Here is a 23,890-nt window from a genome sequence, read left to right as displayed (position 1 = left end):
GCGCCACCCGCCTGATCGCGGTGCCCGAGCCATCCGCCTGGCACGTCGCCCGCAAACCCGCCTGGTAAGCCGCCCGAAGACCCGCCGGCCACGCCGCCCGCCTGATCGCAGTGCCCGAGCCACCCGCCCGATCGCGGTACCCCGAGCCGCCCACGTGATCGAGGTGCTCGAGCTGCCCGGGTGACGCGTCAGAAGCGGCCGCCGCCGCCCACGCGGCCGCCGCCGCCGGAGGTGCGCCGGCCGCGGGAACCGCTGCCGCCGAAGCCGCCTCCGCTCCAACCGCCGCCGCTCCAGCCACCGCCGTACGATCGGCCGCCGCCGGCCAGGATGCCGCCCAGCACGGCTCCGGCGAACGCGCCCGCGTCGAAGCCGCCCGGCTGCGCCGGGCCGCCCCAGCCGTACCCGCCGCCGCTCCCCCAGCGCTCCACGTCGAGCTGGGCCGCTCGGCCTGCGTCGGCCGCCAGTTGCCGGGCCTGTCGCGCCGCGGTCAGGGCGGCGGCCGGGTCGGACGCCGCGAGGCTTTCCGCCAGCGCCAAGTGCCGCAGAGCCTCGGACAGCGTCGCCCGTGCGCCCGAGTCGACGGCTCCCCGGCGGGTCGTGACGAAGTCGTTGGTGGCGGCCACCTCGGCCCGCGCCACCGGCAGCTCCTGCGCCAGCAGGCTGCGGTCGTGCGCCCGCCGCTCGGCCACGTCGCGCGCCTCGGCCAGCGCGGCGTCGAGGGCGGCGTCGGCGGCCTGCAGGATCGCCACCGCCTCGACCGGGTCGGGCCGTTCGGCGGCCAGCGCGGCCCGCACCTCGGCCAGCGCCTGCTCCCCGCCCGTGATCGCCGCTCCCATGCCGGCGGGCGCCTCGGACCCGGTCATCGTCGCCCGCCCGGCGGCGATCTCCCCGGAGATCTCGTTGATCAGCGCATCGGCCGCGGCCCGCGCCGCCGGCAGGTCCTTGGCGGCCCGCCCGACCGCCGCGACCAGCTGATCGGCCTGGTCGACCGCCTGCTCCGCCGCCCGCACCGCCAGCGCAGCCTCCGCCCGATCCCCACCCGGCGCGCCGCCCGCAGACCCGCCTGGCACGCCGCCCGAAGACCCTCCTGGCACGCCGCCCGAAGACCCGCCAGGCACGCCGTCCGAAGACCGGCTGGCCACGCCGCCCGAAGACCGGCTGGCCACGCCGCCCGCCGGACCGCCGACCACGCCGCCCGCAGACCGGCCGGCCAAGCCACCCGCGCTCTCGGCGACAGAACCGCCGACCGCGGCGGCAGTTGCACCGGCACCAGCGACCGCACCACCACTCGCGCCCGCACTGCCGCCCGCACTGCCGGCCGCCCCAGCACTACCGGCCGCCCCAGCGGCGGCGCCGGATAAGGCCGCGCGGGCCTCATTCAGAGCGGAAGCCGCGAACGACAACCGCTCGCGTGCCTGCTCCACGTTGGTGGCGACGGCGGTGACCGCGCCGCCGGAGAAGCGGGCCAGCAGGTCCCGCGTGGTGGCCTCGGCGGCGGGCAGCGCGGCCTCGACGGCGGCGCGGCGCTGCGAAATCTCGGTGGCCGCCTCGGCGGCCCGGCCCTCCAGGTCGCGCAGCTGGTCGAAGGCCTCGGACTCGGCGTCGAGGCGGGCGTCGGCGGTGCGGCAGAGCTCGACGATCCTGGTCAGGGCGCCGCGGCGGGCGGGCTCGTCGGGCGCCGGCTCCTCGTCGAGCGTCAGGCGCAGGCGGAACGCCTCGGCGACGTCCTGGCGGGACGCTTCGAGCGCGGCCCGGAACGGCGCGGTCGCCGCGGCGCCGTACTGGGCCTCGGCCAGCCCCAGCTCGCGCTCGCCGGCCCGCAGGTCGTCGTCGAGCTCGATGAGCAGCGCGTTGGCCTGGTTGGTGAGCTCCTCCAGGCTCGGGGCCGCCGGCGCGGGCACGGGAGCATCGGCGGGCGCGGCGGGCGCCGCTGCGCGGCGGCGGCGGCGCAACCAGAGCCACGCGAGCGCCACGACGACGACCAGGCCGAGCACGAGGAAGATCCAGCCGGAGCCTCCTCCGCCGCCCGCCGCCTCGGCGTACCCCTGTGCCCCGGCGACCACGGCGCCGGACCAGTCGCTCCTGCTCAGGGCCGGTTCGATGTCGTTCTGCGCCACGTCGGCGAGCTCGTCGCGGGTGAGCCGGGAGTCGTCGGGGAACGAGTACGCGTACGCCCGGTCGCCGGTCGCCACCGCGAGCAGCGCATCCCGGTCGCCCAGGTCGCTGAGCCGGGCGGTCTCGTCGGTCCACTGCTGGGCCGCGGCGCCGTCGAACGAGTCGACCATGACGACGAACAGCTGGAGCCCGGTCTTCTGCTGCAGCTCGGTCAGCGCCGCGTCGACCGCGCGGCGGTCGCCGAGCACGCCGGCCCGGTCGGTCACCTGGGTGGCGAGCCGCTGGGGCGCCTCGGCGGCGGCGGGGGCGGCCACCAGCAGGATGCCGAGGGCGGCCAGGAGCGGGAGCAGTCGACGTGTCACGAAGCCCAACCTAGGCCCCGCGGCGGCGGACGGCGCGGCAGGGAGCCGCGCCGGCCGCCGGAGAGTCGCGGTCAGGAGAGGTGGGCCAGCAGATCCTGCCGGGTGAGCACGCCGGCGGGCTTGCCGTCGATCAGCACCATCGCGGCGTCGGACTTCTCGAGCAGGGCGACCGCCTCGCTCACCGGCTGGCCGCCGCCGATCATGGGGAGCGGGTCGCCCATGTGCCGCTCTATCGTGTCGTGCAGGTGGGCCTGACCGGTGAACAGCGCGTCGAGCAGCGCCTTCTCCGCGATCGAGCCGGCCACCTCGCCGGTGACGACCGGGGGCTCCGCCTTGAGCACCGGCAGCTGCGAGACGCCGTACTCGCGCATGTAGTCGATCGCGTCGCGGACGGTCTCGGTCGGGTGAACGTGGATCAGAGGGGGCATCGCGCCGCCCTTGCTCTCCAGCGCGTCGGCGACCGTGGGAGCGCCCTCGACGGTGCGCAGGAAGCCGTAGCGGGCCATCCAGTCGTCGTTGAAGATCTTGGAGAGGTAGCCGCGGCCGCCGTCGGGCAGCAGCACGACCACGACGTCGTCGGGCCCGGCCTTGCGCGCCACCTCGAGGGCGGCCACGACGGCCATGCCGCAGGAGCCGCCGACGAGCAGGCCCTCCTCGCGGGCCAGGCGGCGGGTCATCTCGAACGAGTCGGAGTCGGAGACCTCGATGACCTCGTCGCAGATCTCACGGTCGTAGTTGGCCGGCCAGAAGTCCTCGCCGACGCCCTCGACCAGGTACGGCCGGCCGGTGCCGCCGGAGTAGACCGAGCCTTCCGGGTCGGCGCCCACCACCCGTACGGGACCCTGCTCCTTGAGGTAGCGCCCGACCCCGCTGATGGTGCCGCCGGTGCCCATGCCGGTGACGAAGTGGGTGATCCGGCCCTCGGTCTGCTTCCAGATCTCGGGGCCGGTCTCCTCGTAGTGGGAGCGCGGGTTGGCCGGGTTGCTGTACTGGTCGGGCTTCCACGCGCCGGGGACCTCGCGGGCCAGGCGGTCGGAGACGTTGTAGTACGAGCGCGGGTCCTCCGGGGCGACTGCCGTGGGGCAGACGACCACCTCGGCGCCGTACGCCTTGAGGACGTTGCGCTTGTCCTCGCTGACCTTGTCGGGGCAGACGAAGATGCACCTGTAGCCGCGCTGCTGGGCGACCAGCGCGAGCCCCACGCCGGTGTTGCCGCTGGTGGGCTCGACGATCGTGCCACCGGGCCCGAGCAGGCCTGCCTTCTCGGCGTCGAGCACCATCCGCAGGGCGATCCGGTCCTTCACCGAACCGCCCGGATTGAAGTACTCGACCTTGGCCAGCACCGTCGCGGCGATGCCGTCGGTGACCTTGTTCAGCTTGACCAGGGGGGTGTCCCCGATGATGTCGACGACGTTGTCGTAGTAGCGCACACCTCAGACTACGACTATCCGATCCCGCTGCCTCTCCCAGTCCAGGAAGCGCTCGGTCTCGGCCAGCACGGCGCCGGCCAGCCACGCGATCATCACGGCGTCGTCGGCCAGGCCGATCAGCAGGAAGAACTCGGGGATGAGGTCGATCGGCGAGAGGACGTACGCCGTGGCGGCGGCCATCATCGCCACCCGCAGCCCGCCGTCGTAGTCGCCCCGCATCGAGGCCTTCATCATGCGCGGGAGCGCCGCGATCCGCTTGGACAGCGACGGGCCGCCGCGCGCGCCGGACACCAGCGCTTTGGCAAGGGCGGTGAATGCCGCCGTACGTTTCAACGATTTCGCCACGCTGTTCTCCCACTGTTCAGAGAAACTTGCCTCCATACAAGCATGACTCGGGCGCGCCATGATTGCCTCTCGCAGCCGCGCGCTAGCCTCGAACTCCCAACCGGTTTCCTTTGCCCGAACGGAGCGAGTGAGCGAGAGCGAGGGAGCCCGTGAGCACCATTGAGATCTCCGCCACGGATCGGCGCCGGATCAAGCAGGCCGGGCAGATCCTCGGCGGCGTGACCGGCGCGGTCGCCGGCGTGACCGCCCTGTCGGCGGGCCTGCTCCTGCGCCAGGCCGCCGACGCCCGCCGGGTCATCCCGCTGGCCGAGGCGCCCCCACCACGGGGTGACGGCCTCTACGGCGGCAAGTTCGGCGGCAGGCCGATCACCATGGTCGTCCTGGGCGACTCGTCCGCCGCGGGGTACGGCGTGCACCGCCCCCGCGAGACGCCGGGCGCGCTGCTGGCCACCGGCGTGTCCCGCCGCCTGCGCCGGCCCGTGCGCCTGCGCCGCCTGGCCGTGGTCGGCTCGATGTCGGCCGGCCTGCCCTACCAGGTGGACGCCGCCCTCGAGCACGACCCCGACGTGGCGATCATCCTGATCGGCGGGAACGACGTCACCCACGTCTCCGACCGCGCCGCCGCCGTCCGCCACCTGGGCGAAGCGGTGCGCCGGCTGCGCGCGGCCGGCTGCAAGGTGGTCGTCGGCACGTGCCCCGACATCGGGGCGATCCAGCCGATCAAACCGCCGCTGCGCTGGCTGGCCCGCAAGTGGAGCCGCGACCTGGCCGCCGCGCAGACCGTGGCGGTCGTCGAGGCCGGCGGGCGTACGGTCTCGATCGGCAACCTGCTCGGGCCGATGTTCGAGGCCGACCCGGTCCGCATGTTCAGCTCCGACCACTTCCACCCCTCCGCCGAGGGCTACGCCCGGGCCGCGGCCGTGGTGATGCCGACCCTCATGGCTGTCCTCAGCGAGGATGACCGCGCGGTTCCTTCCGCCGCCGAGGGGGTACGCAACCTCGAGGAGGCGGCTCAGGAGGCGGTGCACGCTCCGGGCACCGAGGTCCGGGCGGCCGGCCGCTGGGCCGTGCTGCGGCGGCATCCGTGGTTCGGCGAGACCCGCTCGTGGTTCGGCCACCGGACGGCGCCCGCGCCGGCGCCGGAGGCCGTTCCGAGCGGTCCCCCGGCGTCCAGCGCCGTAGGCTGGACTCCCGAGGATCATTAGTGCGGCGCAGGGAGGCGAGTGGGATGGCTGGGCTGAACGCACGCATCGGCAAGGCCGCGGCCACGAGTGTGCTCGCCGGCGCGGTGGGCGGCGCCGCACTGCTGGTCGGCGAGGTGCTCGCCGCCAAGGCACGCCGGTACGCCAAGCCGACCATGGGCCTGGCGCTGCGCACGTCGATGGGGCCGGTCTCGGCCCCGCCGCTGCGCCTGGTGCTGCTGGGCGACTCCGCCGCGATCGGCGTGGGGGTGGAGTGGCTGAGCGAGACCGTCGGCGGCCACCTGGCCCGCATGCTCGCCGAGGGGAACTCGGGCAGCGGCGAGCGGCACGTGCTGCTCTCCAGCGTGGGCGTGGCCGGCTCGCGTTCCTCCGACCTGGCGACCCAGGTGGCGCGGGCACTGCTGGGCGACCGGCCCGACGTGGCCGTGGTGCTGATCGGCGCGCACGACGCGACCGGCCTGCGCAGCCCCGAGGAATCCGCGGCGCAGCTGGGCACCGCGGTGCGGCGCCTGCGCGAGGCGGGCGTACGGGTCGTGGTCGGCACCTGCCCCGACCTGGGCGCGCTGCGGGCGATCGCCCCGCCGCTGCGCCAGCTCGCCGGGGTGCTGGGCCGCCGCATGGCGAAGGCGCAGGCCAAGGCCGTGACCGCCGCGGGCGGCGCCGTGGTCGACCTGGCCGAGGAGACCGGCGCCGTGTTCCGGGCCGACGCGGGCACCCTCTGCTATGACGGCTTCCACCCGTCCGCCGACGGCTATCGGGTGTGGGCGCACGCGCTCTACCCCGCCGTCGCGAAGGCGGCGATGACGCCGGCCGGCTGAAGGTCACGGACGGTGTGACGAAGTTGTACTCGCGGCACAAGTTACCCGCGAGTTAAATTTGGCGCATGCCGGAAGCTGTCATCGTCGCCACCGCCCGATCCCCCATCGGCCGTGCAGCCAAGGGATCCCTGCGGGACCTGCGTCCCGACGACCTCGCCACCACCATCGTCGACGCCGCGCTGGCCAAGGTGCCGCAGCTCGACCGCACGCTGATCGAGGACCTCTACCTCGGCTGCGGGCTGCCCGGCGGTGAGCAGGGCTTCAACATGGCGCGTGTGGTCGCCACCCAGCTCGGGCTCGACGGGCTTCCCGGCGCGACCGTCACGCGGTACTGCTCGTCCTCGCTGCAGACGACCCGGATGGCGTTCCACGCGATCAAGGCCGGCGAGGGCGACATCTTCGTCTCGGCCGGCGTCGAGACCGTCTCCCGGTACGCCCGGGGCAGCTCCGACGGGCTTCCCTCCGCGCTGCAGGCCCAGGTCGGCGGCGGCTGGGAGAACCCGAAGTTCGCCGAGGCCCGGGCCCGTACGGCCGAGTTCGCCGAGGGCGGCCGCACCTGGCACGACCCGCGCGAGGACGGCAAGCTGCCGGACATCTACATCACGATGGGCCAGACCGCCGAGAACCTCGCGCAGATCAAGGGCATCAGCCGCGAGGAGATGGACGAGTTCGGCGTACGCAGCCAGAACCTCGCGGAGAAGGCGATCGCCGACGGCTTCTGGGAGCGCGAGATCACCCCCGTGACGCTGCCGGACGGCACGGTCGTGTCGACCGACGACGGCCCCCGCCCGGGCGTGACGCTCGAGGGCGTCTCGCAGCTCAAGCCGGTCTTCCGCCCGGACGGACGGGTCACGGCCGGCAACTGCTGCCCGCTCAACGACGGCGCCGCGGCTGTGGTGATCATGAGCGACACCAAGGCTCGCGAGCTGGGCATCACGCCGCTGGCCCGGATTGTCTCGACCGGCGTCACCGCGCTCAGCCCCGAGATCATGGGCCTCGGCCCGGTGGAGGCGTCGAAGCAGGCGCTCAAGCGGGCCGGCATGACGATCGGCGACATCGACCTGGTGGAGATCAACGAGGCGTTCGCGGCGCAGGTCATCCCCTCGTACCAGGACCTGGGCATCCCGATCGAGAAGCTGAACGTCAGCGGCGGCGCGATCGCGGTGGGTCACCCGTTCGGCATGACCGGCGCACGTATCACGGGCACCCTGCTGAACGCTCTGGATTGGCACGACAAGAGCATCGGCCTCGAGACGATGTGCGTCGGCGGCGGCCAGGGCATGGCGATGGTGCTGGAGCGCCTCAGCTGACCCGCTGACCCCACAGGCTTCCGCCGGGTCCGGTCTGCCACGAGCGGCCGGGCTCGGCGGAGATCATTCCGGCGGGCCGATCGGAGCGCGAGCGGGCCCGGGCATAGCGGGCAGGCCGGTCAGAGCGAGGAGCGCAGCTCGTCGACCGCCGCCGCGGCCCCGGCCAGCACGTCGCCGGACGGGTTGGCGGCGAGCAGATCGTCGGCCATCACGCGCACCTGGTCGGGCAGGATCATGTCGTGCTCGCGCGGCACCGCCCGGCGCGGCCGGCCCTCGGCGTCGGCACCCAGATCGGCCAGCAGCTGCACCAGGGCGTACGTGCGGTCGGCACGGCCACCGGCACTCCAGCGCGGCTGCTCCCAGACCCGGATCTGGTTGAGCAGCCGGTCGATCGACGTCGCGAACTCGGTCACGGGAAAGAGCCTAAAGAACAGCGCCCGGCCCGCGGAATCGCGGGCCGGGCGCTGTGCGGTGGTGCCGAGGTCAGTCGTCGCCTTGCAGGAAGCTCAGCAGACGCAGGATCTCGATGTAGAGCCAGACCAGGCTGACCAGGATGCCGAACGCGGCGACCCAGGAGTAGCGCTGGGGCAGGCCCATGCGGACGCCCTCCTCCACCTCGTTGAAGCTGAGGATGAAGCTGAGCGCGGCCACGACGATGCAGACGATGCTGAAGAGGTAGCCGAGCGGGCCGTTGTCGCGCAGACCGGTGTTGAAGCCGAACAGCGCGAGCACCAGGTTGATCAGCATGACGGCGAACAGGCCGCCCATCACGATGATCATGCCGCGCTGGAACTTGGGTGTCGCGCGGATGACCCTTGCCTTGTAGAGGAACGCCGTGAGGAAGAAGACGCCGAAGGTGGCGACCACCGCCTGCAGGACGATCCCCTCGTAGCCGGCGATGACCTGGAACGTCTTGGACGCCATGCCGACGAAGACGCCCTCGACCACGGCGTAGGCCACGATGAGGGCGGGGTTGGCCATCCGCATGAACGAGATGACCATGCCGAGCACCAGGCCGATCACGGCCGCGCCGATCCAGGCGGCGCCGGTCGCCGCGGTGGGGATCACATTCCACGCGACGACGGCCGAGACACCGGTGATGCCGAGGAGGGTGACCGTCTTGACGACGACATCGTCGACCGTCATCGGGCGCACGGCGGGCGGAGCGGCGGGGTAATCCGAGGCGCCCGGGTACGGCTGACCGTAACCCGGGGCGGCACCGGCGGGGCCGTAAGCCCCGTACCCGGCCGTGCGCTCCCGCTCGGCCGCCTGGCCGAGGCGCGAGAGCACCGGGTTGGAAGTCTTCACTGTGTCCAGCCTCCCTTTGAGGTTGAGGCACGTTGACGTGCCACTCCAGGGTACGGGGCGGAGCTGTTTAGAGAAGCCTCGAAAAGCTGTGAACAGGCTGAGCGGTGCCCGGGGCGGGTCTCGAACCCGCACGCCTGCGTGAGGCAGCCGCTTTTAAGGCGGCCGTGTCTGCCGTTCCACCACCCGGGCGGGCCTGGGGCGTCACCGCGCACGGCAACGCTCCCAGGACACCTTATAAGCCGGGAGGGCGGGGAAGGAGACCGCCTCAGCGCGACGCCGTGCCGACCTTGTCGCGCTCGGCCGGCGCCGGCACCGGCGGGGTCACCTCGGTGAACTCCTCGCGCGGGGAGTGCAGCTGGCCGAGGGCGACCGTCTCGCGCTGGAACAGGGCCGCGAGCGTCCAGTCGGCCACGACCCGGGCCTTGCGGTTGAACGACGGGATGTGGCTCACGTGGTAGGAGCGGTGCATGAACCAGGCGGGCCAGCCCTTGACCTTGATGCCGTAGACGTGCGCGACGCCCTTGCCGAGGCCCAGGCCCGCGACGCTGCCGATGTACTTGTGCTTGTACTGCTTGGGCTCGCCGCCCAGCACGACCTGCTTGATGTTGTCGGCGAGCACCTTGGCCTGGCGCACGGCGTGCTGGGCGCTCGGCGAGCACCAGCCGCCCGGGTTGGTCAGGTCGGGCACCTGGGCGCAGTCGCCCGCGCTCCACGCGCCGTCGAGGACGTTGCCGTCGGCGTCGGCGACCTGCAGGGTGGGCAGGCAGTTGACGTGCCCCTTCGGGCCGCGCGGCAGGTCGGTGTGGTCGAGCATCGGCGAGGGCTTGACGCCGGCCGTCCACACCAGGGTCTCGGCGCGGAACGTGTCGCCGTCGGAGAGCACGATCTCGCCGTCCACGCAGGACTTCAGCAGCGTGTCCAGGCGCAGGTCGATGCCGCGCTTGGCGAGCTGCCGGGCGGCGTACGCCCCCATCTCGGCGCCCACCTCGGGCAGGATCCGGTTGGTGGCCTCGACCAGGACGAACTTGAGCTCCCCGGGGTCGAGCTCGGGGTAGTACTTGAGGGCGTCGCGGACGACGTCCTCCATCTCGGCGAGCGCCTCGATGCCGGCGAACCCGCCGCCGACGAAGACGAACGACAGGGCGGCCTTGCGGACCTCGGGGTCGGGCGTGACGGCCGCGACGTCGAGCTGGTCGAGGATGTGGTTGCGCAGGTAGGTGGCCTCACCGATGGTCTTGAGGCCGATGCCGCGCTCGCTCAGTCCGGGGATCGGCAGCGTACGCGAGACCGAGCCCGGGGCCACGATGATGTGGTCGTAGCTCATCTCGGTGGCCGGGCCCTCGATGGGCTGGATGGTCACCGTCTTGCGCGCGTGCTCCACCTTGGTGACCTCGCCGGCCACCACGCGACACTTCTTGAGCTCGCGGCGGAGCGGCACGACGCTGTGCCGCGGGGAGATGTTGCCGGCCGCTGCCTCGGGGAGGAACGGCTGGTACGTCATGTGCGGCTGCGGGTCGATGACGACGACCTCGGCCCGGCGCCGGTTGAGCTTCTTCGACAGGCGCAGGGCGGCGTAAAGCCCGACGTGCCCTGCCCCTACGACGACGATGCGCTGCGGATTCACATCGACATTCTCGCGCGTCGAGGGGTCTCCGCGCCTCCTGGTGTGATCTACGCCAACACGATTTGTCAAGTGCCATGACGCACAAGTTGCGGGGAGATTTCACGCTCTATGAACGAGGCGTGCTATGAGCAGCGTGGCGCCCGCCGCCCCCGCCAGACCGATCACCGTGGCGACCAGGAACGGCCCGCCGGCCAGCTCGGCGGTGAAGCCCAGCGCGAACACCGTGAGCACCGCGGAGACCAGCACCACGGCCAGCGCGCGGGCCAGCCACAGGCCTACGACGTCGGCGTTCACCACCGCGTCGTACGGCAGGACCGCCGCCAGCGCCGTGAGCGAATGTCCGAGGTAGAGCGACGACGCGATGGCCAGCACCCGCCACAGCGCCACCGGCGAGTCGTAGAACGCGGTGTCGGCCAGCCAGCCGCCGACCACCACCAGGGCGGCGAACGTGGCGCCGCGGCCGCGCGGCGCGAACGCCGGGTAGAGGGCGATCACGGCGAGCGGCGCGAAATAGCGCGTTCCGGACAGCTGGGCGGGCCACGCCACCGACATCGCGATCAGGCCGCACACCCCGATGCCGCAGCGCACCAGGAACGGCAGCACGGTGGCCCGCGTCAACGTGCGGCGCGCGCCGGACAACCGCCGGGTGACCGAGGCGAACATCAGCGCCCCCGCGGTGCCGACGCGAGCCGGGCGACGTCGCGCAGCACCAGGTCGAGGCTGCCCGCGCCGGCCCAGTCGACCACCGGGACGCCGTGCTCGCGCAGCCGGCCCAGCACGTTCTCCCGCTCCAGGCGCCACAGCCGGGTGGCCAGCGGGGTCCACGGGCTGCGCACGTCGGGGCGGGCGTCGGCGGGCAGCGTGTCGACGGCCACCACGTAGCGGCCGGACTGCGCCAGCGAGGCGAGCATGTCGGCGGCCCGCGGGTCGATCAGCGGGGTGAGCACCATCACGAGCGCGTCGGACGAGACGTGGTGGGCGCCGAAGTCGCCCTCCTGCTCCATGGGGTCGGGGCGCACGTCGAGCAGCCACTCCAGGACGGTCAGGTACTGCCGGCGGCCGGTCGCGGGGCGCAGCCGGCGGGCGGCCGCGCCGTACTCGAGCAGCGAGACGCGGTCGCCGCGCTGCAGGTAGTGCTCGGCGATCGCGGCCGAGGCCCGCACCGTGGTGTCGAGCACCGAGGCGCTGCCCGCCACGCCGCCGGAGAGACCGACCTCGCCGAGCACGTCGAGCAGCAGGACGACCTCGGCGTCACGGTCGGAGAGCGTGGAGGCGACGTGCAGGTCGCGCGTGCGCAGCGAGACCCGCCAGTCGATGCGCCGGAGCCGGTCGCCGGGCGCGAACGGGCGTACGCCGGCAAGCTCGCCGCCCTCCCCCATGCGCCTCGACCGGTGCGCGCCCACCAGGCCCGCGGCGGCCGGCATGGCCTCGATCGCGTTGAACGGCTCGGTGACCGGATAGACCCGCACCCGGTGCCCGGGGGTGACGACCGGGCGGCACGCGAGCAGGCCACCGCACGCCGCGACCCGGGCGGCGGCGGGACCCACGTCCTGCCGGCCCCAGCGCAGCGCGTCGCCGGACAGGTCGACCGCGGCCCAGCCGTCGGCGGCCACCGTGATCGCGAACGGCCGGTCGGCGTGCTCGAGCTTGAGCCAGCGCGAGGTGCGGGTGCGGACGACCACCAGGTCGTACGCGATGACGTCGGGGTTCGTGACGGTCACCGACGCCTGCACCTGACCGCCCTCGACGGTCAGCTCCTCGTCGGCGGTCACCGACAGCTCCGGCGCCGATCCCGGCATGCGGCGCAGGTGGAACGCGGCGCCGATCGCGAACGGGGCGGCGAACAGCACCAGGTCGACCCGGCCCAGCGCGACGCCGAGCACCAGCAGCAGGCCGGTGAGCAGCACGGCACGCCCGAGCGCGCGGGTCGGCGCCCAGGCGGGACCGGCGCCCGCCTCGGCCGTCGCGACCGGCGGCACGGCACGGCGCAGCAGCGGCTCCGGGACGGTCACGTCGTGGTGTACCCGGTCGCGTACGTGGGCAGGGCGCCGCTGGCCGGAGCCGGGGTGGCCTGCAGCACCTCGTCGACCACGAACGACGGGTCGACCCGGCGCAGCCACATCTCGGGGCGCAGCGTGATGCGGTGCGCCAGCGCGGGCACCGCCACGTCCTTCACGTCCTCGGGCACCACGAAGTCGCGGCCGGCCATCGCGGCCCGCGCGCGGGCCAGCAGCAGCAGCGCGAGCGAGCCGCGCGGGGAGGAGCCGACCAGCACCGAGGCGTGCTCGCGGGTCGCGGAGGTCAGCGCCACGATGTAGCGGCCGATCGAGTCCTCCACCGTGATCGCCTCGAGCGCGGCCTGCATCGACTGGAGCGTGGCCGCGTCGACCACCGGCTGCAGGAACGCCTCCTCCTGGCGGCGGTTCATGCGGCGCTGCAGGACGTCCCACTCCTCCTCGGCGGTCGGGTAGCCGAACGAGACGCGCAGCATGAACCGGTCGAGCTGGGCCTCGGGCAGCGGGTAGGTGCCCTCGTACTCGATGGGGTTGGCCGTGGCGAGCACGTGGAACGGCGGGTCGAGCCGGTACGTGACGCCCTCGACCGACACCTGCTTCTCCTGCATGGCCTCGAGCAGCGCGGCCTGCGTCTTGGGCGGCGTCCGGTTGATCTCGTCGGCGAGCAGCATGTTGGTGAAGACCGGGCCGGCGCGGAACGCGAAGTCGCCCTTGCGCTGGTCGTAGAGGAACGAGCCGGTCACGTCGGCGGGCAGCAGGTCGGGGGTGAACTGCAGCCGGCGGAAGTCCAGGCCCAGCGCCTGCGCGAACGAGCGGGCGGTCAGCGTCTTGCCGAGGCCGGGCAGGTCCTCGAGCAGCACGTGGCCGCCCGCGAGGATGCCGGCGAGCACGAGCTCCAGCGAGTCGCGCTTGCCGACCACGACGCTGCCGACCGAGTCCAGGACGGCACCGGCGAGCCTTCCCACCTCGTACGGGGGAAGAGCCTGCACGCCTGTCTCCGTCACGCCGAGCACCTTTCTTACAGTCGTTCCAACACGTCCACGTAGGACTCGAACTCACGCGTTTTCGGCGTCCGCCGCCCGCGGTCGTGCAGGGCCGCCCAGAGCGGGTCGCCGAGCAGCTCCCGAGCGCGCCGCGGGTCGGACGCCCGGGTGATCCCGTGGCGCAGCCGCAGCCGCTCGTCGGTGAGCTCGGCCAGCACCGGCAGAACGTTACGCGAGTACAGATCCGCGTCGTCGTGGGCCCGCTCGAGGTTCTGCTCCCACCGGCGCACGGCGGCCCGCAGCGAGTCGGTGCCGCCGGTGCCGTCGGCGTGGCCGCGCCGGTCGGACCGCTTGGGCGCGGGCGGGGCGCCCACCTCGGCGACCGCGAGCAGCACCAGCCGCAGGCCGGTGAGCGCGGCGACCACGAACACCACGGAGATGTCGAGGTCGTTCATGCGCATGACGGCGATGACCACCGCGCTCGCGACGCCGACCAGCAGCACGTTGCGCACGATCCAGCCCAGCCACGACCGCCGCCGCGGCGCCTCGGCCTCGTCGCCGGCGGGTGGCTCGTCGCGGCTGCCGAACAGGTCGTCGAGGCCGCCGGTGCTCACGCGGTCACCCCCGCCCCCAGGTCGGCGCGCAGCCGCTCGAGGGCCGAACGGGCCTGGCGGCGCATCTGGTCGTCGACCGTGTGGGTGGCGTAGCGGGCCTGGCGGTAGACCTCGAGCAGCGCGGCGAGCACCTGCGCGTCGACCTGTTGCTCGCGCAGCAGCCGCCCGACCAGGTCGGTGGGGCTGTCGCCGGGGTGGCGCGGGGTGCCGGCGTCGGCGGCCGCCTGTTCCAGCCGGACCCAGCAGGCGATCACGGCACGGCGCGGGTCACGGTCGGTGTCGGACAGCTCCTCCAGGCCGGCGTCGAGCGCGGCGACGAGCTCCTCGGCCGTGCGCGGCTGGTCCTTCTTGCGGCGGCGGTCGATCTTGCCGGAGCGGCGGCGCCGGTCGCGCAGCACCGCCTGCAGCAGCAGGCCGATCACGACCAGCACGACCAACCCGAGCACGACGAGCGCCACGGTGGTGATCCAGTCGGGCAGGCCGCGCGCGGGCTCCGGCGGAGCGATCGACTGCTGCGGCGCCGGGCTGCGACCCTGCGGCTGGAAGCTCGGGCTGGGCGTCGGCTCGTCGCGGATGATCTGGTCGAGGCGGGGCTCGGACCGGGTCGCGGCCAGCGAGGTGACGAAGAGCAGCGCGAGGACGGCGGCCAGAGGCCACCAGCGCCGCAGTGCACCTGTTCCCATCGATCCTCTGTCAGATCCGAGCCAGCCGCTTCGCCTCGGCGAAGACGTCGTCGAGCATGGCCGGGGTGAGCTTACCGGTGAAGGTGTTCTGCTGGCTCACGTGGAAGCAGCCGAGCAGATGGGGCACACCGGGTCGGCTGACGAGCGCCCCGTGGCCGAACTTCGGGCGTGGCACGGGCGGCCGCACGCCGTACACCCGGGTCATCACCGGCCACCACGCCTGCCAGGCGAAACCGCCGAGCGCGACCACCACGCGCAGCGTCGGGCGGAGCAGTTCGAGCTCGCGGTGCAGCCAGGTCGCGCACGTGTCGCGCTCCTCCGGCAGCGGCTTGTTGTCGGGCGGGGCACATCGGACGGCGGCGAACATCCGCACGTGGCGGTACTCGAGCCCGTCGTCGGCGGAGACGCTGAGCGGCTGGTTCGCGAGCCCCGCGCGGTGCAGCGCCGCGACCAGGACGTCGCCCGAGCGGTCGCCGGTGAAGATGCGGCCCGTACGGTTGCCGCCGTGCGCCGCGGGCGCCAGGCCCAGGATGCCGATCTCGGCGTCGGCGGGCCCGAAGCCCGGCACCGGGCGGCCCCAGTAGTGCTGATCGCGGAAGGCCGCACGCTTGGTGACGGCGACCTCCTCACGCCATGCAACCAGGCGGGGGCAGGCGAAACAGTCGGCGATCTCGGCGTCGAGCGCGCTCAGCTCTGCTTCGGTCATCACTTCGCGGGTTTCAGGCAGAGCACGTAGCCCTTGCCGGCGCTGTTCGCGAAGACGTAGAACTCCTCGTTCTGCTGGAAGAACTTGTCGCAGGCCTTGCTCTGCGTGGAACTCTCGCCGTCGACGCGGGCCACGACGCTGAACCGGGCGTCGTCCGAGGAACAGTCGACGACGTTCGCGCCCGTCTCGGTCGTGCCCTCGTCGGCGACCTGCTCGTCGGAGGCGATGCAGTCACCCGCCTTGGCGTCCCGCGCGGCGTCGCCGCCGAGGACCAGGGCCGTGACCGCCCACACCGCGAGCGCCACCACGACGGCGACCACGATCGGCAGAACCAGCCGGCTCCTGCCGATCCGCTTGACGGCGGTGTCGCTCACAGATGGGGTCCTCTCGCGGGGCGGCCGGCTGAACCTTAGCTACCCGCGCCCGCACGCCGCGAATCCGCGTCACCGCTGGGGAGTAGGCAGCCACCCGGCCGCGCCGCCGTGCGGTGTCACCGGCGGTCGCCCCGCTGCGCGTGGAGCTAGCGGGCCGGCGAGGTGGTGGGCGCCGGGCGTGGAGGCGTCGCCTTGGCAGCCGGGCTCGGGGACGTCGCGACGGGCGCCGGGCTGGAGGGCGCGGGCGGGGTGGACGGCGCCGGGTCGGCGATGGCCTCGGCGGTGGGGAACGGGGCGCTGTCGGGGCAGAACGGGTAGCCCGTGTGGCGCGAGTAGGAGACCTCGCCGGTGACCAGGTCGCTGCACTGCGGCTGGCCCAGTTGGATCGGGGCGCCGCTCTGGTCGAACAGACGGGCGTCGGGCACGAGGCGGCCGTGGCTGTCGTAGACGAAGACGTCCTGGACGTCCTGGACGTTGTCGTCGAGGACCGCGTTGCCGCTGTAGCCGACGTTGTCGTAGAACGGGTCGCGCGCGTCGCTGTCCGTGGTGGTGAAGCCGATCAGGGCGAACAGGACCAGCGCGACGGTGGCGCCGTGGAAGAAGCGCTTAGGCCACACGGACAGCTGGGGCGCGCGGCGGCCGAGCAGGATCGAGGCGATGACGCAGCCGGTCAGCAGCACGAGCGCGACGACGGTGCTGCCGCCCAGGCGGGGCAGCAGGCCGAGGCCGGACGAGTTGTCGGTGAACGCGTACGCGAGCACCATCGCGGCCAGGTAGCCGCGCAGCACCCACCACGCGGGGCGCAGCAGCACGAGGAAGTCGCTGGCCTTGGCGTAGCCGATGACCGGGCCGATCCGGACGTCGGCGGTGCCCAGCACCCGCAGCACGTCGGCGCGCATCTGGTGGAACGGCTCGAAGCGGCGCTTGGGCGGCTCGGGGAAGCTGCCGATGTACGCCGCGGCGGTGGCGCGCAGCTCCGCCGCGTACGCCTCGGGGGTGCCCAGCCGGTCGGTGAGCGTGACCGTGTCCTCGGCGCGGATCTCCGCCAGGTGCTCGGGCAGGTCCTCGAGCAGCTCGTCGCGGGTGGCCTCGGGCAGGTCGGCCAGCGCCGCGCGGACGCGCTCGACGTACTCGGTGATCTCGTCCTGTGCCGTGGAGTTCACGCCGTCCCCCGCTCGCGAAGCAGATCGTCCATCGTCAGTGCGAAGCCTTGCCACACTTTGCCGGACCGCTGCAACTCGGCGCGGCCGGCGGCGTTGAGCCCGTAGTACTTGCGGTGGGGCCCCTCGTCGCTGGGCACCACGTAGGTGTTGAGGAAGCCGCCGGCGAACAGGCGCCGCAGCGTGCCGTAGACCGAGGCGTCGCCGACCTCGTCGAGCCCCGCCGCGCGCAGGCGCCGGAGGATGTCGTAGCCGTAGCCGTCCCCGTCGCGCAGCACGGCCAGCACGGCCAGATCCAGCACGCCCTTGAGCAACTGGGTGGTATCCACGCGCTGCACAGTACTGCGCAGTGCGAAATACCGTCAAGACGGGAGTACCGGGATTCGTCGATGGACCGCCTCAGGCGAGGCTGTAGCAGATGCCGTCGAGGATGTCGTGCTCCGACGCGATCACCGAGGAGTGCCCGGAGCGCTCCATGACGGTACGCAGGATCAGCGCGCCCGCGCCGATCACGTCGGCCCGGCCGGGGTGCATGACCGGCAGGGCCAGCCGCTGCTCGACGGTCATGGCGAGCAGCTCGGCGGTCACCCGGGACACCGCCTCGAGGCTCACCTCGGAATGGTGGATGCGCGAGGAGTCGTACTCGGGAAGCTCTTTCGCGAGGGCCGTGACGGTGGTGACCGTGCCGGCGAGCCCGACGAGGGTCCTGGCGTCGCGGCCGGGGACCGCGGTCAGGGCGATGTCCACGGCGGCGGCGATGTCGCGTTCGGCATTGTGGATCTCGGCGGGCGTGGGCGGATCGGCGTGCAGGTGCCGCTCGGTCATGCGGACGCAGCCGATGTCCATCGAGATCGCGTGGTCGACGGCCGTGGAGCCCGTGACGAACTCGGTGGAGCCGCCGCCGATGTCGACGACCAGGTACGGACGCTCGGCGGTGAGGCCGGCGACCGCGCCCGTGAAGGAGAGCGCCGCCTCCTCGGTGCCGGTGATCACCTCGGGGTCGACGCCGAGCACGCCGCGCACCATGTCGCGGAAGTCCTGTGCGTTGGAGGCGTCGCGCGACGCGGACGTCGCGCACATCCGCACCCGGGTGACGCCCAGCTCCGCGATCTCGGCGGCATAACCCAGAAGAGCTTTCCGCGTACGGGCCAGAGCCTGCTCGGAGAGGCGCCCGGTGCGGTCGACGCCCTCCCCCAGCCGCACGATCTCCATGCGGCGGGCCACGTCGGTCAGGCGCCCGTCGCTCACGTCCGCGATGAGCAGACGGATCGAGTTGGTCCCGCAGTCGATCCCGGCGACCCTCACAGGTGCAGCAGCATTCTCGTGTTCCCCAGCGTGTTGGGTTTGACCCGTTCGAGGTCCAGGAACTCGGCGACACCTTCGTCGTACGAGCGGAGCAGTTGCTCGTAGACGGCGTGCGGCACCGGCGCGCCGTCGATCTCGGTGAACCCGAACGAGCCGAAGAACCGGGTCTCGAACGTGAGGCAGAAGACGCGGGCTATGCCCAGCTCGCGGGCCACGTCGAGGAGGCGCTCGACGATCCGATGGCCGATCTTGCGCCCGCGGCAGGCCGGGTCGACGGCGACCGTACGGATCTCCGCCAGGTCCTCCCACATCACGTGCAGGGCGCCGCAGCCCAGGACGCGGTCGCGGTCGTCCACCGCCACCCAGAACTCCTGCACCGACTCGTACAGGGTCACCGTCGCCTTGGTCAGCAGCCGCCGGTCACCCGTGTACGCGTCGACCAGGGATCGGATCGCCCGGACGTCCTTCGTGCGTGCGCGCCGGATCTCCACCGTCACTCTTCCCGTCGTACGCAAGGACCTTCGGCCCACCACGGCTCGACCGCGTCGCGGACCTCATCCCCGAAAGGATTCACGCCGCGGCCCACAGCGAGCGCGTGCCCGAGGTGGACATGCAGGCACTTCACCCGATCGGGCATGCCGCCGGCGGCCACGTGCGCGATCTCGGGCACATCCTCGATCGCCTTGCGCCGGGTCAGGTAGTCCTCGGCGGCGGCACGGTAGCGCTCGGCGAGCTCGGGGTCGGTCGACAGGCGGTCCTGCATCTCGCGCATGACCCCGGCGGACTCCAGCCGGCTGCACGCGGCGGTCGCGTGCGGGCACGTCAGGTAGTACAGGGTCGGGAACGGGGTGCCGTCGTCGAGGCGGGGCGAGGTCTCCACCACATCCGGGTTGCCGCACGGGCAGCGGTGCGCGACGGCGCGGGTGGCACGGGGGGTTCGGCCGAGCTGAGCCTTGACGACTTCGAGATCGGCTTCCAGTGGTTCAGGCATTTCAGTTGGGGGACTCCGCGTCGGCGGCTCGGACGCTGCTCCACAGCGTGTCGTACCAGCGGTCGGGTGCGGCCGCCGGGGCTTTCTGGCCGGCGTCGGCTGCAGCGCCGGCCGGGTCGTTCAGCACCAGGAGCGGGGTCTCCCCCGGCCGCACGTAGAACAGCTTCTCCCGGGCCTGCGCCCGGAGGTACTCCGGGTCCTGCCACTTCTGCAGCTCCTGCGACTTCTGCGCGATCAGCTCCCGCTGCCGCGCCTGGTCGGCCTCGAGCTGGGCGATCTCCGACTCCTGCGCCAGATAGACGCGCAGCGGATAGGTGTAGGCCAGCGCGAGCGCGACGAAGACGATGATGAGAACCATCGCGCGGCCGGTCAGTGCCCGCGGCCGGGGGGCGACGGTGCGCTTCGTGGTGGTGCGGGCGGGCGCGGTGCCCGTACGCCTCGGGCGCTTCTTGCTTCCGGCCGCGCCCCTGCTGACCCGGACATTTCCAGTGTTTCGGATCGGCCCGGTGGTGCGGTTGCGCGACGTGCCGGGGCGGCGGGCCGGGCCCTGACCGCTCGGTGCTCGTCGCTGTGTCGTCACCCCAACCCCTCCGTCACGCGCTGCGGCGCCCGCAGGAAACCTATGCCCGTTTCCGCGGGCGCCACAACTCCATGATCTAGCGGGCCCTCGTCACGCGGTGCGGTAACGGGGGAAAGCGCCCGCACCGGCGTACCGGGCGGCGCCCTCCAGCTGCTCCTCGATGCGCAGCAGCTGGTTGTACTTCGCGACGCGGTCGGACCGGGCCGGGGCGCCGGTCTTGATCTGGCCGCTGCCCACCGCGACGGCCAGGTCGGCGATCGTGGTGTCCTCGGTCTCGCCCGAGCGGTGGCTCATCATCGTCCGGAAGCCGGCCCGGTGGGCCAGGTCGACGGCGTCGAGCGTCTCGGTCAGCGAGCCGATCTGGTTGACCTTGACCAGCACGGCGTTGGCCGCGCGCTCGGCGATGCCCCGGCCGATGCGGGTCGGGTTGGTGACGAACAGGTCGTCGCCGACGATCTGGATCTTGTCGCCGAGCTCGCCGGTCATCGCGCTCCAGCCGGCCCAGTCCTCCTCCGACAGCGGGTCCTCGATCGAGACGATCGGGTAGTCGGCGGCCAGCTTGGCGTAGTACGCGATCATCTCGTCGGTCGACTTCGGGTTGCCCTCGAAGACGTACGACCCGTCCTTGTAGAACTCGGTGGCGGCGACGTCCATGGCCAGGACGATGTCGCTGCCCAGCGAGAAGCCGGCGGCCTGCACGGCCTCGGCGATCAGGTCGAGGGCGCTGGCGTTGGACGGCAGGCTCGGGGCGAAGCCGCCCTCGTCGCCCAGGCCGGTCGAGAGGCCCTTCTTCTTCAGCACCGACTTGAGCGCGTGGTAGACCTCGGCGCCGGTGCGCAGAGCCTCGCGGAACGTCGGAGCGCCGATCGGGGCGATCATGAACTCCTGCACGTCGACGTTCGAGTCGGCGTGGGCGCCACCGTTGAGGATGTTCATCATCGGCACGGGCAGGACGGCCGCGTTCGGGCCGCCCACGTAGCGGAACAGCGGCAGCTCGGCGGAGAGCGCCGCGGCCTTGGCGACGGCCAGCGACACGCCGAGGATCGCGTTCGCGCCCAGCTCCGACTTGTCGGCGGTGCCGTCCAGGTCGAGCATCTTCTGGTCGATGAGGCGCTGCTCGCTCGCCTCGTAGCCGACGAGCTCGTCGGCGATCTTGTCTTCGACGTTCGAGACCGCCTTCTCGACGCCCTTGCCCAGGTAGCGGCCCTTGTCGCCGTCGCGCAGCTCGATTGCCTCGAACGCGCCGGTGGAGGCGCCCGAGGGCACCGCCGCGCGGCCGACCGTGCCGTCGTCCAGCCCGACCTCGACCTCGACGGTCGGGTTGCCCCGGGAGTCGAGGATCTCGCGGGCGACGATCGCTTCGATGGTGGCCATGTGTCGTGTCGCTCCCTCTAGTAAGGCTGCAGTTCACCGACCGCGACCCTGCGGCCGACCACGGCACTGAGCGTATCGAGCCGTCGCGGCGCCCGTACGGTTGCCCTTGGGTTTTGCCTCAGGTGCGGCCCCGGTTTGCCGATGTCGCGCGGCGTGAGCACATCACTGCTTCCCGCCGCCGGGTCCTCGGTCGAGCTGACCTCGTACGGCGAAACGCTGCCCGGAGTACGCGTCGTGCACAGCGCGGACTCGACCATCACGCTGTCGCTGGCGGTCGCCGACGTGCCGCCCGCCCACTCGGCGGTGACCCTGCGCTGGGCCGCGGCGCCGCGCGGCCGGTACGAGGCCGCAGGCAGCGTCGCCTCGGTCGACGGCAACCGGGTCGACGTACGGCTGACCGGCGAGCCGAAGATCGAGCAGTCCCGCGACTTCGTCCGCGGGGGCGGCGGCGAGCCGACCGTGCTGCTGCTGCCCGGCCGCGAGCCGGCGCACGGCCAGGTGCGGGACTTCAGCGAGCGCTCGGTGCGCGCCCAATTCACCGACGTCGAGGTGCACCCCGGCGACGACGTCACGCTGCGTATCCAGATCGTCGACGAGGTGGTCGAGTTCCGCGCCCGGGCGGTCAAGGTGAGCGCGATGCGGCAGCAGATCCCGCGGCGCGGGCCGCTGATCGTCGAGCTGGTCGCGGTCTTCACCGACGCCGACGAGCAGCAGACGAGGGTCATCCGGCGCTACATCATGCACGAGCAGTTGCTGGCCCGGGTACGCAGCGCATCGGGATGAATATCGGTTTGCCTCGGGTTGCGCCCATGGGCCAGTGTGTCAGGCGTGTTTCCCGTAGCGCGCCGCACGCTCGCCGGCCTGGCCGCCGGCAGCCTGCTGCTGCTCGGCGCGGCCGGCTGCGGTGACCTCGACGAGGCCAGCGCCGCCCCGCTCACCCGCGACGACCTGATCACCGAGGCCGCCGACCAGCTGGCGACCGGCTCCGGCCTCACCTACACGGCGAAATACCAGGTGACCGGCGGCGAGACGGCCACCGTCGCCCGGGCGCAGCGCCCCGCCCGCGCGTCGTACGTCTATCCCGGCGGCCGCCTCATCACCACGGACACCGTGACGATCCGCTGCGCCGGCGCCACCTGCACCTCGAAGGCCGCCGACCCCGCCGCGCCCGCCTCCCTCGACGGCGCCCCGCTGGTGTCCCCCGAGGCCGCCCAGGCCATGCTCACCGCCGCCGCTCTCGACCCCCACGTCGAAACCACGCAGCACGACACCACGATCGCCGGCCGCCACGCCACGTGCCTGTCGCTCTCCGACGTGGACGACACGCCGGCGCACGCCTTCGACCTGTGCGTCACCAGCGAGGGGGTGCTGGCCAGCTTCACCGCGACCATCGACGGGGAGCGGATGGATCAGGCGCTGACCGCCTATACGGACACCACCACGCCGGACGCCTTCCTGGTCCCGCCCCACGCCAAGCTGATCGACAAGTCGGTGCGCTAGGGGCCGGGCCGCCCCCTGACCCTACGCGCGCCGACCCGCCGAGCCGCCCGCATGACGGCCGTCCGACCGCCCCATGGCACCGCGCCGCACCGACGCCGCCGGGCCACCGTCAGCGCGCCACGCCGCCAGGCCACCGTCACCGCGCCACGCCGCCAGGCCACCGTCACCGCGCCACGCCGCCAGGCCACCGTCACCGCGCCACGCCGCCAGGCCACCGTCACCGCGCCACGCCGCCAGGCCACCGTCACCGCGCCACGCCGCCAGGCCACCGTCACCGCGCCACGCCGCCAGGCCACCGTCACCGCGCCACGCCGCCGAGCCACCGTCAACCGCGCCACGCCGCCGAGCCACCGTCAACCGCGCCACAGTGCCGCTCGACCGCCCACGCTGTCGCCGTCGCTGAGCCGCCCTGCTACGGCCGCCAAGCTGAACGCGGCGCAGCCGCCAGGCCAACCTCGTCGCCGTCGCAACCCTCGTGTCGCGGCCGACGGATCACTTCGTCGCACCGAGCTCGACGTGCCGCAGGCACCGGACCACCACGTCGCCGCCACGCTCTTCACGCCGTAGGCACCGGACCACCACGTCGTCGCCACGCTTTTCACGCCGTTGGCACCGGAGCACTCACGTGGTATGCGCGCTCTTCACCACACGGGCACCGGATGCCAGCTCTCGGATCGCCCACTCCAGCTCCGATCGGCGATGCATCCTGCATATGAGCCAAGGACCTGGGCGTGGGTAGAGCATCGCGTCACGGCAGCGATGCGACAAGTGACTGGAGGGGCTCGACCCGGCTGACAGCCACTGCCGGGCTCCGCTTGACGCAGCAGCGTGGCCGGTCAGCCGAACCGCCGCGCGGCGCGGCGGCCGGTCGCTAGTTCGTCCGGGCTCCGCTGCGAGCAGCGGACGGCCGCGGGCGGACGGCAGCTGCAGGGGCTTGCCTGCCAGCGGGGTCGGCCGGGGCGGCGGGGCGGCCGCGGGCGGGCGTCGGCTCCGGGCGGGCGTTGGCTGCGGCGGTGGGGCGGCTGCGGGCGGGCGTCGGCTGCGAGGCTCGGCTGCACGGGAGACCGGCGGCGGGGCGGGTGCGGGCGCGG

At 73.1% G+C, this 23,890-nt stretch carries 26 protein-coding genes and 1 tRNA gene; 6 read left to right on the top strand and 21 right to left on the bottom strand.

The features are described from left to right. Window positions 1-188: 188 nt before the first annotated feature. The 3 genes from ACSNN8_RS17765 to ACSNN8_RS17755 form a co-directional block, all read right to left on the bottom strand. Complete coding sequence (locus ACSNN8_RS17765) at window positions 189-2,477, bottom strand: TPM domain-containing protein (protein WP_436650313.1); 2,289 nt, start codon at window positions 2,475-2,477, stop codon at window positions 189-191. A gap of 71 nt (window positions 2,478-2,548) precedes the next feature. Further along, window positions 2,549-3,907 (bottom strand): cystathionine beta-synthase, encoded by a 1,359-nt coding sequence (locus ACSNN8_RS17760; protein WP_436650312.1) that lies wholly within the window; start codon window positions 3,905-3,907, stop codon window positions 2,549-2,551. Window positions 3,908-3,910: 3 nt separating this feature from the next. Then, window positions 3,911-4,252, bottom strand: a complete 342-nt coding sequence (locus ACSNN8_RS17755; RefSeq protein WP_436650311.1) for a YkvA family protein — start codon at window positions 4,250-4,252, stop codon at window positions 3,911-3,913. Window positions 4,253-4,416: 164 nt separating this feature from the next. Here ACSNN8_RS17755 and ACSNN8_RS17750 point away from each other — a divergent pair, with 164 nt between their 5' ends. From ACSNN8_RS17750 to ACSNN8_RS17740, 3 genes are all read left to right on the top strand, one after another. Then, on the top strand, window positions 4,417-5,457 hold the full coding sequence (locus ACSNN8_RS17750; protein ID WP_436650749.1) for an SGNH/GDSL hydrolase family protein: 1,041 nt from the start codon (window positions 4,417-4,419) through the stop codon (window positions 5,455-5,457). A gap of 23 nt (window positions 5,458-5,480) precedes the next feature. Further along, complete coding sequence (locus ACSNN8_RS17745; RefSeq protein WP_436650310.1) at window positions 5,481-6,272, top strand: SGNH/GDSL hydrolase family protein; 792 nt, start codon at window positions 5,481-5,483, stop codon at window positions 6,270-6,272. Between the two features lie 65 nt (window positions 6,273-6,337). Further along, window positions 6,338-7,582: an acetyl-CoA C-acetyltransferase gene (locus ACSNN8_RS17740; RefSeq protein WP_436650309.1), complete on the top strand. Its 1,245-nt coding sequence runs from the start codon at window positions 6,338-6,340 to the stop codon at window positions 7,580-7,582. A gap of 119 nt (window positions 7,583-7,701) precedes the next feature. Here the strand turns inward: ACSNN8_RS17740 and ACSNN8_RS17735 are convergent, their stop codons facing one another. The 18 genes from ACSNN8_RS17735 to eno form a co-directional block, all read right to left on the bottom strand. Then, window positions 7,702-7,995, bottom strand: a complete 294-nt coding sequence (locus ACSNN8_RS17735; RefSeq protein ID WP_436650308.1) for a hypothetical protein — start codon at window positions 7,993-7,995, stop codon at window positions 7,702-7,704. A gap of 70 nt (window positions 7,996-8,065) precedes the next feature. Next, a complete protein-coding gene (locus tag ACSNN8_RS17730; protein WP_436650307.1) occupies window positions 8,066-8,890 on the bottom strand; it encodes a Bax inhibitor-1/YccA family protein in 825 nt (274 codons plus the stop codon). A 105-nt stretch (window positions 8,891-8,995) separates the two neighbouring features. Beyond that, window positions 8,996-9,079, bottom strand: a tRNA-Leu gene (locus ACSNN8_RS17725). A 76-nt stretch (window positions 9,080-9,155) separates the two neighbouring features. Next, window positions 9,156-10,514 carry an NAD(P)/FAD-dependent oxidoreductase gene (locus ACSNN8_RS17720; protein ID WP_436650306.1) on the bottom strand — a complete coding sequence of 453 codons (1,359 nt, stop codon included), beginning with the start codon at window positions 10,512-10,514 and terminating at the stop codon, window positions 9,156-9,158. Between the two features lie 99 nt (window positions 10,515-10,613). Beyond that, window positions 10,614-11,177, bottom strand: a complete 564-nt coding sequence (locus tag ACSNN8_RS17715; RefSeq protein ID WP_436650305.1) for a hypothetical protein — start codon at window positions 11,175-11,177, stop codon at window positions 10,614-10,616. Then, window positions 11,177-12,526: a DUF58 domain-containing protein gene (locus ACSNN8_RS17710; protein ID WP_436650304.1), complete on the bottom strand. Its 1,350-nt coding sequence runs from the start codon at window positions 12,524-12,526 to the stop codon at window positions 11,177-11,179. The genes ACSNN8_RS17715 and ACSNN8_RS17710 overlap by 1 nt, the downstream gene beginning before the upstream one ends. Beyond that, window positions 12,523-13,533, bottom strand: a complete 1,011-nt coding sequence (locus ACSNN8_RS17705) for an AAA family ATPase (protein WP_436650303.1) — start codon at window positions 13,531-13,533, stop codon at window positions 12,523-12,525. The genes ACSNN8_RS17710 and ACSNN8_RS17705 overlap by 4 nt, the downstream gene beginning before the upstream one ends. 14 nt (window positions 13,534-13,547) lie before the next feature. Then, window positions 13,548-14,126 (bottom strand): hypothetical protein, encoded by a 579-nt coding sequence (locus ACSNN8_RS17700; RefSeq protein ID WP_436650302.1) that lies wholly within the window; start codon window positions 14,124-14,126, stop codon window positions 13,548-13,550. Further along, window positions 14,123-14,809, bottom strand: coding sequence for a DUF4129 domain-containing protein (locus tag ACSNN8_RS17695; RefSeq protein ID WP_436650300.1), 687 nt, complete (start codon window positions 14,807-14,809; stop codon window positions 14,123-14,125). The genes ACSNN8_RS17700 and ACSNN8_RS17695 overlap by 4 nt, the downstream gene beginning before the upstream one ends. Window positions 14,810-14,819: 10 nt before the next feature. Next, window positions 14,820-15,515 carry a uracil-DNA glycosylase gene (locus tag ACSNN8_RS17690; protein WP_436650299.1) on the bottom strand — a complete coding sequence of 232 codons (696 nt, stop codon included), beginning with the start codon at window positions 15,513-15,515 and terminating at the stop codon, window positions 14,820-14,822. After that, window positions 15,515-15,889: an LppU/SCO3897 family protein gene (locus tag ACSNN8_RS17685; RefSeq protein ID WP_436650298.1), complete on the bottom strand. Its 375-nt coding sequence runs from the start codon at window positions 15,887-15,889 to the stop codon at window positions 15,515-15,517. The genes ACSNN8_RS17690 and ACSNN8_RS17685 overlap by 1 nt, the downstream gene beginning before the upstream one ends. 146 nt (window positions 15,890-16,035) lie before the next feature. Further along, window positions 16,036-17,052: an HAAS signaling domain-containing protein gene (locus tag ACSNN8_RS17680; protein ID WP_436650297.1), complete on the bottom strand. Its 1,017-nt coding sequence runs from the start codon at window positions 17,050-17,052 to the stop codon at window positions 16,036-16,038. Then, window positions 17,049-17,378: a PadR family transcriptional regulator gene (locus ACSNN8_RS17675; RefSeq protein WP_436650296.1), complete on the bottom strand. Its 330-nt coding sequence runs from the start codon at window positions 17,376-17,378 to the stop codon at window positions 17,049-17,051. Before ACSNN8_RS17675 ends, ACSNN8_RS17680 begins: the two co-directional genes overlap by 4 nt. A gap of 70 nt (window positions 17,379-17,448) precedes the next feature. Beyond that, entirely contained in the window at window positions 17,449-18,354 is a 906-nt protein-coding gene (locus tag ACSNN8_RS17670) for a Ppx/GppA phosphatase family protein (RefSeq protein ID WP_436650295.1), read from the bottom strand. After that, entirely contained in the window at window positions 18,351-18,845 is a 495-nt protein-coding gene (locus ACSNN8_RS17665) for an amino-acid N-acetyltransferase (RefSeq protein WP_436650748.1), read from the bottom strand. Before ACSNN8_RS17665 ends, ACSNN8_RS17670 begins: the two co-directional genes overlap by 4 nt. Window positions 18,846-18,847: 2 nt before the next feature. Then, the gene (locus tag ACSNN8_RS17660) at window positions 18,848-19,345 is read right to left on the bottom strand and encodes a DUF501 domain-containing protein (RefSeq protein ID WP_436650294.1); all 498 of its coding nucleotides are present in this window, start codon (window positions 19,343-19,345) and stop codon (window positions 18,848-18,850) included. Window position 19,346: 1 nt separating this feature from the next. Beyond that, the gene (locus ACSNN8_RS17655; RefSeq protein WP_436650292.1) at window positions 19,347-19,925 is read right to left on the bottom strand and encodes an FtsB family cell division protein; all 579 of its coding nucleotides are present in this window, start codon (window positions 19,923-19,925) and stop codon (window positions 19,347-19,349) included. 90 nt (window positions 19,926-20,015) lie between these two features. Continuing rightward, window positions 20,016-21,299, bottom strand: coding sequence for a phosphopyruvate hydratase (gene eno, locus ACSNN8_RS17650; protein ID WP_436650291.1), 1,284 nt, complete (start codon window positions 21,297-21,299; stop codon window positions 20,016-20,018). Window positions 21,300-21,452: 153 nt separating this feature from the next. Between eno and ACSNN8_RS17645 the strand changes: the two genes are divergently transcribed. Genes ACSNN8_RS17645 through ACSNN8_RS17635 form a run of 3 tightly spaced genes read left to right on the top strand, consistent with a single transcriptional unit; the run spans window position 21,453 to window position 23,366 of the window. Further along, window positions 21,453-22,082, top strand: coding sequence for a hypothetical protein (locus ACSNN8_RS17645; RefSeq protein ID WP_436650290.1), 630 nt, complete (start codon window positions 21,453-21,455; stop codon window positions 22,080-22,082). Window positions 22,083-22,127: 45 nt separating this feature from the next. Next, entirely contained in the window at window positions 22,128-22,799 is a 672-nt protein-coding gene (locus ACSNN8_RS17640) for a hypothetical protein (protein ID WP_436650289.1), read from the top strand. Between the two features lie 51 nt (window positions 22,800-22,850). Beyond that, window positions 22,851-23,366 (top strand): hypothetical protein, encoded by a 516-nt coding sequence (locus ACSNN8_RS17635; RefSeq protein ID WP_436650288.1) that lies wholly within the window; start codon window positions 22,851-22,853, stop codon window positions 23,364-23,366. Window positions 23,367-23,890: the final 524 nt, after the last annotated feature.

It is taken from the genome of Actinoplanes sp. URMC 104, from assembly GCF_051386375.1.
Taxonomy (GTDB): Bacteria; Actinomycetota; Actinomycetes; order Mycobacteriales; family Micromonosporaceae; genus Actinoplanes.
Note: the sequence above shows the minus strand (reverse complement) of the source record. Positions and strands in the feature narration are given on the sequence as shown.